Here is a 3,925-nt window from a genome sequence, read left to right as displayed (position 1 = left end):
TTCCCTGGATAATCTTGATTTAATAAGGAATTTAGTGTTCCTCGTAATAATTTTGCTTCATTTCTGGCAGGAATTATCACAGAAACTGACGGCCAATATTCGATATTTCCAATTTCTGTTTCTGATGTTGGCAATAGTCGTTGGTCTGCTAGCCAAAAATTACCGCGAAATATTAATAAATATATCCATATTATCAAGTTAAAAATTACTGTGATTAATATGACTTGCTGCATAAATAACTCCTGAATTTAAGGATACAGAAATTATAGCAATTCTCCAAAATAATTGATTTAGATTAATTTATATATAGATGAACTGTTGGATGGAGCAAAATCCCATTTACCTCTAGGCATTTATTTATTAAATTAGGTTAATTTTTTATCACCAGTAATATTAGCCTGAAAAAGTAAAGTAATTTGTAGATACTATCCTTTGAAAATTGGGAATTGTAGGGATTTTATGTTCCTTGTTCCCAGTTCAATTTTTCCCTGATTCTACCATAAATCACTACATCTACAGCCCTACTTAAATTTGTATTAAATAGGGTTTCAATTACCAATTAAAATACCCTATCCTGAGAAGATGTTTGAGAACTTATTGCATGGAACTGATGAATCCTAAAATCCTAATCACTCTGCCCCCTTACCTATAAGAGAATGTTTAAAAGCTCTCCTCGTAGAATAGAGGTTTTTATGAGTTGACAAAAGCTTCTGAAAGGCAGGGTTTAAATTAAGGTTTAATACCAATTTAATAAATGTTTGCTATAAATATCTAGGGGATTTTTAGGAGTAAGGTATGAGAGCCTTCGGATTGCCGACGTACAGGAGTCAGAATGAATAGTTTCGATACCATTTTTATCTGAAGCTGCACAGAATTATAAAATTAATCAACTACTCTGTCTTGATCTAGATTTAACTCTTCTTTAAATTTGATTCCATGCAACTTGATATTAATTTAATCAAATAGACATCTTCTTTAAAGTATGCATCATTGCCCTTAGTATCAAGAATAAAAAAAATTTTCTCTTGTCGGTTTGACATCTTGCATCCCTTAGAAACCATAGATTTTGAGGAAGAATAATTTAGTAAGTATTCATGTAAATACTTACCAAAAAATCAAGGTATAAAGCCTCTCTATTCATGTTTATAAGAAGAGGTAATATCAAATCCGGTTAAATAACCTCACTATCAATTTAGTAGTCAGTAGAAAATACTCAACCACTTATTTCTAGGGCGTGTCAAGAAGAAAAAAACTCAACTGCCTAGACTGTCCTCGAACCCTGTAGATGCGATTATTGTATGTGCAATTAAACGGATTTGATATAATTAATAATTATTAATTATTAATTATTAATTATTAATTATTTAAGTATCCTCCCACAACTTAAATATTAATAATTTCTACCACTTCTAAATTTTCAGCAGGTGTGAATCCAAAGACACGGGAATAAAAATAAAATTCTCCATCCAAAGCATGTTTAATATTCTCGGAACGGCGAAAACCATGTTGTTCTTCTGGGAAAGCAACATAAGCCACTGGCAATCCTTTTTGCTGCAAAGCTTCTACCATTTTCTCAGCTTGATTTGGCGGTACAATTTTATCTTCTAACCCTTGGAAAAAAATTACAGGGCAAGACAAACCCTCAGTAAAATTAATCGGCGATCGCTGTTGATAAATCTCTTTTTTTTCAGGATAAGCTCCAATTAATCCATCTAAATAACGGGATTCAAACTTATGAGTATCTGTTGCTAAAGCCTCTAGGTCACTAACTCCATAATAACTGGCTCCCGCTTTAAATACATCCTTAAAAGTTAAGGCACATAAAGTAGTATAACCTCCCGCACTACCACCAGAAATAGCCATACGATTACTATCTACTAATCCCTGTTTAGCTAAATATTGAGCGCCATTTACACAATCATCAACATCAACAATTCCCCAATTATTTTTTAGTCTTTGTTGATAGTCTCTTCCATATCCAGTGCTACCTCCATAATTAACATCAAATAAAGCAAAACCACGACTCGTCCAATATTGAATTTTTAAGCTTAAACTACTAGAAGTTGCTGCTGTTGGACCCCCATGACTTTTGACTAAAAGAGGTGGTTTTTCTCCTACAGGTGCCGTGTAATCTTTATTAGTTGGCGGGTAAAATAAACCATAAGCAGTCTTACCATTTTCTGTGGGAAATTCTATTGCTTGAGGAATAGATAAATAACCAGAATCAATTTTTAAATCCGTAGAACGTTTTAAAATATCAATGGCACCTGTAGATAAATTTATTTGTATAATTGAACTAGGCTCTGTGGGGGAACTTCCCAGAAAACAAACTCGACTTTCTTTTGCTGTTAAAGAACTAATAGAAGTATAAGGTATTTCTATTTCTTGTAGATGTTTTTTAGTAGTATTAAGAGTTGCCAAATGCCCAATTCCATTCTGAGAAAAAGTGCAGAGAATTTTGTTGGGTGCTGTGAAGGTATAAGTAGACATTCCAAAAACCCATTGTGGCATTCCAAACTCGGCATCTAAAGGATACAATGGAGCTACATTTGCAGTCTCAGTAACTCCTGGCACTTGATAGAGATTCCACCATTTAGAGCGATCGCTCACAAAACATAACATTCCATCTGGCGACCACTGGGGTTGAAAAATTGATTCTTCTTTCCCTCCAGCAACGAACTTACCTTCATCTAATGAACCATCTGTATTCACCTGAGCGACCCATAACTCCGTACCATCCCAAGGCATATTTGGGTGGTTCCAACAAATCCAGCAAAGTTGCGAACCATCCTTATTTAGGCGGGGTGAGGCATAAAAATCATAACCCTCTGCTAATATCTGGATATCTTCTCCATTTTTTAGGTTAATGCTAACTATCCTATTGGTAGGTTCCCCACCCTTTGTATGATCTTCCTGAATACAAATTAAGCGATCGCGCTGTTTATCTATCACACCATCAGCATAACGTAGGTTTGCTTCCGGAGTTAAAGGTTGGGGTTCTGTACCTAGTGTTTGGCAATAAAGACGTTGGTCGGCAAAGCTAGAAAAATATATCGTACCATCTACTACTAAGAAAGCTCCACCGCCGTATTCATGGACGCGGGTACGTACATTAAAAGGTAGAGGAGTAATGTCAGTTGTCTGTCCATCTGTAGTGTGACGCACAATTACATTTCGTCCACCCTCTGAAGGTCGTCCTTCAATCCAGTAGACATCATCACCATCAATGGTAATACTACTAAGTCCAATTGTCCCTGCTACAATCAAGTCAGTAGTAATAGGGGATTTCCAGGAACCATAAGGTGCTATTTGTGTCATAATTTAAGATTACTGTATAAGATAATGTCTACTATTTAGTTTTGTTATTGTCAATTGTCAAGTTCTAAATCTTCCGTTTGATTTATTTAATTATGACTTACGCAGTATAACGTATTTTCCTCATTGCGACCTACAGGGTTTGCGGAGCAGTCCGGAACGGATAGCAATCTCAAGTCCTAGGTTTTCGTATCTAATGCCTAAGTCCTGTTAATATAAAGTATTAAAAAATGTTTTAGGTGATAAGAGTTTACTAAGCTAGTTATAAGTTTGAGCTATCTGTTTCTAATTCTCTTTGGGATTTTTCTGTGCCAGGGAGATGCTTGTCAATTAAACTAGTTCTAGTTTCTAGATCGGTTTTGCGGTCGATACCACTCATATCTTTGTTTTGTGAACAGACACTCTAACTATACCTAATAGCGATCGCCTCTTGTAGTTGAGAAAGAGCGATCGCTATTAGAAAAAGTAAAGGCTAACCTTAGGGACTTCCAAAAAATAAAATGTACAATTTATGAGAATGATAATCATTTTTATACGGGAGAGGAAGGGGTTGACATCGCCAACCCCTTCCTCTCATAAATTGGCATCACAATTTCTGTACTTCACCTAG

At 35.4% G+C, this 3,925-nt stretch carries 2 protein-coding genes; both read right to left on the bottom strand.

All coding sequences use genetic code 11. From position 1 onward, the window contains the following. Nucleotides 1-233: glycosyltransferase (locus F6K22_RS34760; RefSeq protein ID WP_363275079.1), on the bottom strand; the 233-nt coding region annotated here is incomplete at its 3' end. Nucleotides 234-1,383: 1,150 nt separating this feature from the next. Next, entirely contained in the window at nucleotides 1,384-3,318 is a 1,935-nt protein-coding gene (locus F6K22_RS34755) for a S9 family peptidase (RefSeq protein WP_293108950.1), read from the bottom strand. Nucleotides 3,319-3,925 lie beyond the last annotated feature (607 nt).

The organism is Okeania sp. SIO2F4 (assembly GCF_010672385.1).
Lineage (GTDB): Bacteria > Cyanobacteriota > Cyanobacteriia > Cyanobacteriales > Microcoleaceae > Trichodesmium.
This window is presented reverse-complemented; position numbering and strand designations above follow the sequence as displayed.